Consider the following 6000-nt stretch of genomic DNA (forward strand, 5'->3'; position numbering starts at 1 on the left):
AGAAGCCAGGCGATCTCATGGGGACGGGCCGGCCGGGCAGTTAGAGTGCGGTGCACGGCCGACGGTTTCACCCGATGCCCCGGCTACCGCCGCATGGCGGAGTCCGGCGACCTCCGCGAGGGCGGATGCGTGATCTGAGCGGCGCCCGGTTCCCGCGCCCGCGGCCGCCGGGCGTCCTGCGGGTGGCGTCCTTCAACGTCCACCACGGTGTGGGCGCGGACGGCCGGCTCGACCTGGAGCGGATCGCCCGGGTCGTCGAGAGCGCGGACGTCGCCTGTCTGCAGGAGGTGGACCGGCACTGGTCCGAGCGCAGCGCCTTCGCCGACCAGGCGTCCTGGCTGGCGGGGCGGCTGCGGGCCCGCCTGGTGTACGGCGTCAACCTCGACCGCGACCCGCCCGCCCCCGGCCGGCCGCGCCGCAGGTACGGCACCGCGATCCTGACGCGCCATCCCGTCCTCGAAGGGGACAACACCTGGCTGCCCCGCCGGCCAGGACGCGAGCAGCGTGGCCTGCTGCGCGCGCTGGTGGCGGTGCGCGGGGTGCGCGTCCAGGTCTTCAACACGCACCTGCAGAACAACGACGCGGACGAACGCCTCGACCAGGCCCGCGCGATCGGGCCGCTGGCCGCCTCCCGCGCCGGACCGGTGGTGCTCACCGGCGACCTCAACGCCCGGCCCGGCACGCCCGAGATCCGCGTGCTCGCGGAGGTGCTGGCCGACGCCTGGCCGACGGCGGGGGAGGGCGACGGCCGTACGTACCCGGCGGGCGGGCCGGACGCGCGCATCGACTACGTGTTCACCTCGCCGGGCGTCGAGGTCGCCGCGGCCTGGGTCGTCCGCTGCGACGCCTCCGACCACCTGCCCGTCTTCGCCGACCTGCGGGTGTGCCGCACATGAAGGAGCCGCCCCACAGGCCGTGGGGCGGCTCTCCGGCGCGGTTTCGACGTCAGTCCGGTCTGGTCTCGCGGCCGTGGACGATGATCGCGTACAGCACGAGCACGTCGATCGCGATGACGGCGAGGGACCACCAGGGATTGACGGCGATCCAGGTGAGCTGGGTCAGGGCGTTCAGCATGACCAGGACGGCGCCCACGACCCTGGCCCAGGTCTGGCCGATCATGACGGCGACGCCGGTGGCCAGGATGAGCACGCCCAGGATGAGGTGCAGCCAGCCCCAGGTGCTGACGCCGAAGAGCAGGAGCCGGGAGGGAGTCGCCACGTAGACGCGTTCGGCGGAGATCGCCGCGAGTCCCGTGATGATGTTGAAGAGCCCGGCCAGGATCATCATCAGGCCGCCGAACCAGATCCAGCCGACCCAGCCGGTGACCTGTCGGGCGTGGTGGTAGGCCATCGAAGAACCTCCCCGTGAGTTCCGGTCCCCGGCGACGTGCCGCCGCGGGGTTCGGAGACGACGGGCCCGGTGCCGCGGTGTCAGCGGTGCCGGGCCTCGGTCGAGGTGTCCTCTCGTTGATCCCCCGCCTGCGCTACTGGAAACGACATAAGGGACATATGCCGATATATAGGTACGAATTTCCGGTGGTTTTGCCCGTGTCACTTGGACAGGTAGAGCGTCTTCCAGGTGCCCGCGTACAGGCAGGTGAGGGACGGCCGGGAGGTGGCCTCGGAGCAGACCTTGAGCTCGACCTGGTAGACGTCGCGGTAGGTGAACGCGTACCGCTTGGCGTCGCGGTAGGAGCAGTCGCGGACGCTGTGCAGCCTGTTGGGCAGGTCGGAGCCGTCGCGGTAGGTGACGCGGAAGACGGCCCAGCCGCAGGCGCTCCTGCGCGTCTGGTCGTACACCTGGCCGGTGACCCGCACGGTGTCGGCGGTGGGCAGGTCGGCGTGGTCCTCGCCCCTCGCGGTGAGTGTGCCGAGGGTCTTGGCGGCCCGGCCGGGCGCGTAGTACGGGCCCCAGACCTTGGCGGAGGCGGCCTCCGACGCGGCCGGGCCGGTGGTCGCCGCGGTGCTCGTGGCGGCCTGGGCGGCGGGGGCGAGCGTCATGGCGGCGGCGGTGGCGAGTGCGAGGCCGGCGAGGATGCGGCTGGTGTTCATCGGGGGGTCCTTTCCTCGGTGGAATGCCCACATCATGAAATGGACCGATTTCAGTTGGCTTTCCCGTGAATGTCATGGGCTTTCAATCTTCTTGCGGGCGAATGGCGCCAGATATATCGATCTCCGGATCGTTCCAGGGGGACTGACGTGCGTTCGCGCGCGTCGAGGTGCTCGGCGCGATCCGGGCTTTCAGCGCGGCGAGGCGATCGGGCGGGCGGCAGGAGCCGCCCGCCCTCCTCGCCGCTCGCTCTCGCCGGCGGGATGTCCGTTACGGCCACGACTGTGCGCCCGGGGCCGGGATCGACTGAACCCCCCTGCTCAAGGCCCTTCCTGGCGGACGCCTGACGCGCTTAACATGACGCCTCATCATGTTCTGCCGTCCCCTTGCCGGAAGGCCCACGCCGCCATGACCCACGAGCGCGAGATCACCGAACCCGTCGACCTGTGCCTGCCCGACGGGCGGCTCGACCCGGCGGCGATCGGCTGGACCAGGCGTCCCCTGCATCGCGCGAACCTGCGCGGGTGGGGACGCGCCAAACGCTGGGAGTACTGGGGGATCGTGACCCCGACGCACATCGTGGGCCTGGTCGCCTCCTCCCTCGACTACGCCGGGCTGCACGGCGTCTACGTGCTCGACCGCGCCACGGGACGGGAGACCGCCAAGGACGTCGTGGTGCCGTTCGCGCGCCACGCCGTGTTCCCGGACAGGAGCGGTACGGGCACCGCGTCCGTCCGCGGCGGCGGCGTGCGCATCGACATCGCCCAGAGCCCCGGCGGCACCTCGATCTCAGCCGTCGCGCCCGAGGTCGAGCTGGAGGTGGAGGTGCCGCTGCCCGAGGGGCACGAGTCGCTCGGCGTCGTGGTGCCGTGGGGTCCCCACCGCTTCCAGTACACGGTCAAGGACGTCGGCCGCCCGGTCCGCGGCCGGATGCGCCTGGGCACGGAGGAGTTCGCGGTGCCCGAGGAGGGGTCGTTCGCCGTGCTCGACCACGGGCGCGGCAAATGGCCGTACGCGGTCACGTGGAACTGGGCGGCCGGCAGCGGGCCGGGCCGGGCGATCCAGCTCGGCGGCAAGTGGACCGACCGGACCGGCTCGACCGAGAACGCGCTTCTCGTCGAAGGCCGGCTGCACAAGATCGGCGACGAGTTGGAGTGGCACTACGACCGTACGGACTGGCTGCGGCCCTGGCGGATCCGCGGCCCGCGCGTCGAGGCCGGGTTCCAGCCGTTCCACGAGCGCGCGTCCCGGACGGAGCTCGGCGTGGTGGGCAGCGAGACGCACCAGTGCTTCGGCCACTTCACCGGCAGGGCCCGCGCCGACGACGGCTCCTGGATCCCCCTGGACGGCCTGACCGGCTGGGCCGAGGAAGCCCGCAACCGCTGGTAGCGGCCATGCGCGGGCAGGTGCTACGACCAGCGCCGACGCCGATCGCGACGATGACGGCGATGCCGGGTGGTGCGGTGGCGTGCCATGATCAGCCGCATGTTCGTCATGGACGCCGTCCTGGAGACGCACGACGCGCGGGCCTTCACCGCGTGGCCGATCGCCGAGCCGTCGGATGACCGCCTCATCGCCCTCTCGGGCGGCCTGTCCCCGGCCGAGGTGGGCACCGCGATGGCGGTCATCGTCGCGTACGCCGGCATCCCCGCCGAGCCCGTCGCCGACCTGCACCTCAGCCTCGACCGGCACCTGATCGAGGCGGAACGCCTGATCGCCCCGGGCGGCCTGCGCGTCACGGACACCGCCACCGGCGACCGCGTTCTCCCGGCTGCTGCTGCGGCCTGGAGAACTGGCGCGAGTGGGCCGACGTCCTGCACGGGCAGAGCCCCTGGCTGGGGCACGACCCCGACACCCGCCTCGAACACATCGGCCTCGAATACACCGGCCTCGAATACACCGGCCTCGAACGCACCGGCCTCGAACACACCGGCGGGGCCGTACGACTCCGGCAGGAGCCGGCCCACGAGGTGCAGATCCCGCTCGCCGACCTGCCCGGACTCCTCTCGGCCGTCCACGCGAGCCTGCGGGGCTTCCTGGCGCGGGTCGACGCGTGGGCGGGCGAGACCTGCCCGCGCGCCGCCGGCCGTCTCGTCGCCGTTCTCGACGAGAGTTTCCACATCACCGGCCCGCTCGACCTCGGCTGAGCGCGGGACCGGTCCCGGGGCGGTGGCCGCAGACTGCTGCTTGACGTGTGAAGACGTCGTTCGGGGCGCACGGAGAACGGGGAGTGACCATGGGGGATCAGCCGGTCGTTCGAGCGGGTGTGGTGGCGGTGTGCCTGTTGCTCGCCGGTTGCGGGTCCGGTGGCGGGGAGCCGGTCACGGCGCCGGCGCCCACCTCCGTCTCCTCGGCCCCGCCCGAGCCTGAAACGCCGACCGCTCCCGAGACGCCGCCGGAGCGCGAGGCCCCGTCCGAGCCTGAGTCGCCCTCCGCCGCGGAGCCGCCGCGGGACGCGGGTGCTCTGCAGGCGCGGGACGGCGCGCGGTTGCGGGCGTGCCGCGACGCCGACTGTGAGGTCGTGGTCGCTGACGGGCAGTCGGTGGAGCTGGCCCCGAAGTGGGGCCTGGGGACGGTCGAGTTCACGGTGGAGGACGGCGCGGTGAGCTTCACCTCCTTCAGCGGGGGCATGATGGCGACCTTCGGCGAGCAGACCCCGAACCCGTCAGGCGTCAGCTCCGTCAACGGCATCGACGTCCGCGTCCTGGCGGTGCAGGGCAGGAGGGCCGTCATCCGCATCTCGCACTAGCCAAGAAATCTACAGTGTAAAGCGCCGGGCCTCAGGCGGAATCCGCCTTCAGTCCCGGGCGGTCCGGGCCCGGTCCAGGTAGGCGTACAGCGCGATCATCTTCTCGGCCGGCCAGGGGAGGTTGCGGAGGATGTCGCCGCTGTGGTCCTGCCACAGGTGCTGGACCGCCGCCCGTATCCGCGCGAGCTGCTCGTCGGTGGCGCCTTCGGGCCGGAAGGGCATGCCGATCGTGTCCCACTGGTGCAGGAGATCCCGCACCCGCGGATCATCGACCGGGGTGTCGAGCTCCACATGGCCCAGCAACTGCTCGACCAGCCCGGCCCAGCGGGTCTTGGTCTCCTCGACCGCCTCCGGGCCCAGGGCCTCGCGGCGACGGGCCAGCTGCTCGAGCTGCTCTTCGGTGAGGTAGTTCTCCAGCACGGAGATCATCTCCAAGGTCGTCATGAACTGGTCCGGATCAGGCATCGACCCCGCCTCCAGCCGCTGCAGCAGTCCGCTGACCTGCTGGATGAGCTGCTGAATCGTGTCCGCTTGCGCGGTCAGCCGCCTCAGCTGAGCCGCCAGCAGGCCGTGCATCCCCGCCAGATCCTGCGACGAGGCCGCGAGCACGCCCTTGATCTGCTCCAGGGGAATCCCGAGCGCACGTAGCGTCCGTACGTGGTACAGCCGCCGCAGGTCCTCCGCGGTGTAGCGGCGGTGGCCCGAGGCGGTCCGCTCGCTCGCCCGCAGCAGGCCGATCTCGTCGTAGTGGTGCAGCGTGCGTACGGTCGAACCGGTCATCCGAGCGAGTTCGCCGATGCTCCATCGGCGTTCGGCGGCGTCTTTCCCGATCACGACAGCAACGCTAAGACCTGTCGTTGCGTGAGGTTCAAGCCCACGCACCCGGGTGCTCGCGCAGCGTCCGCAGCGCCTCGGCGAGAGACGGGCGGAGGTCCAGGACCCCGTCGAGCGCCCGGTCGCGCAGGGTTTTGCGGAGGGTGAGCCCGGCCGCGTACGCCACCATCCGGCCGCCCGACGACCGCGCGTGCCGGTCGGCGGCCAGCAGAACGGTGAGCCCGAAGGAGTCGGCGGAGGTCACACCGCCCACCCCGAGGGCGATCAGCGGCGGATCGTGCAGCGACAACGCTCGCCCCAGCCGCGCCCGCAGCTCATCACTGGCGTCCAGGTCGAGCGCCCCCGAGACCTCCACCACGACAATGCGC

At 71.9% G+C, this 6000-nt stretch carries 8 protein-coding genes; 4 read left to right on the plus strand and 4 right to left on the minus strand.

The genetic code is table 11. The annotated features are described in order from the left end of the window. Positions 1-125 precede the first annotated feature (125 nt). Positions 126-896: an endonuclease/exonuclease/phosphatase family protein gene (locus E1286_RS21140; protein ID WP_165969827.1), complete on the plus strand. Its 771-nt coding sequence runs from the start codon at positions 126-128 to the stop codon at positions 894-896. Between the two features lie 49 nt (positions 897-945). Here E1286_RS21140 and E1286_RS21145 read toward each other — a convergent pair whose 3' ends face one another. Both E1286_RS21145 and E1286_RS21150 read right to left on the minus strand, forming a co-directional pair. Then, the gene (locus tag E1286_RS21145) at positions 946-1350 is read right to left on the minus strand and encodes a DUF7144 family membrane protein (RefSeq protein WP_132615120.1); all 405 of its coding nucleotides are present in this window, start codon (positions 1348-1350) and stop codon (positions 946-948) included. 200 nt (positions 1351-1550) lie between these two features. Further along, positions 1551-2051: a hypothetical protein gene (locus E1286_RS21150; protein WP_132615122.1), complete on the minus strand. Its 501-nt coding sequence runs from the start codon at positions 2049-2051 to the stop codon at positions 1551-1553. Between the two features lie 406 nt (positions 2052-2457). On the opposite strand from E1286_RS21150, the gene E1286_RS21155 reads away from it, so the two are divergent. The 3 genes from E1286_RS21155 to E1286_RS21165 all read left to right on the plus strand — a co-directional run bounded on the left by E1286_RS21155 (position 2458) and on the right by E1286_RS21165 (position 4798). Then, positions 2458-3438 (plus strand): DUF2804 domain-containing protein, encoded by a 981-nt coding sequence (locus E1286_RS21155; RefSeq protein ID WP_132615124.1) that lies wholly within the window; start codon positions 2458-2460, stop codon positions 3436-3438. Between the two features lie 581 nt (positions 3439-4019). After that, positions 4020-4196, plus strand: a complete 177-nt coding sequence (locus E1286_RS47950; protein ID WP_165969828.1) for a hypothetical protein — start codon at positions 4020-4022, stop codon at positions 4194-4196. An 89-nt stretch (positions 4197-4285) separates the two neighbouring features. Further along, positions 4286-4798, plus strand: a complete 513-nt coding sequence (locus tag E1286_RS21165) for a hypothetical protein (RefSeq protein ID WP_132615128.1) — start codon at positions 4286-4288, stop codon at positions 4796-4798. Positions 4799-4846: 48 nt separating this feature from the next. On the opposite strand, the gene E1286_RS21170 is transcribed toward E1286_RS21165, so the two are convergent. Together E1286_RS21170 and E1286_RS21175 are read right to left on the minus strand one after the other, a co-directional pair. After that, positions 4847-5632 carry a MerR family transcriptional regulator gene (locus E1286_RS21170; RefSeq protein WP_223190187.1) on the minus strand — a complete coding sequence of 262 codons (786 nt, stop codon included), beginning with the start codon at positions 5630-5632 and terminating at the stop codon, positions 4847-4849. Between the two features lie 34 nt (positions 5633-5666). Continuing rightward, positions 5667-6000: STAS domain-containing protein (locus tag E1286_RS21175; protein ID WP_132615130.1), on the minus strand; the 334-nt coding region annotated here is incomplete at its 5' end.

It is taken from the genome of Nonomuraea terrae (assembly GCF_004348995.1).
Lineage (GTDB): Bacteria > Actinomycetota > Actinomycetes > Streptosporangiales > Streptosporangiaceae > Nonomuraea > Nonomuraea terrae.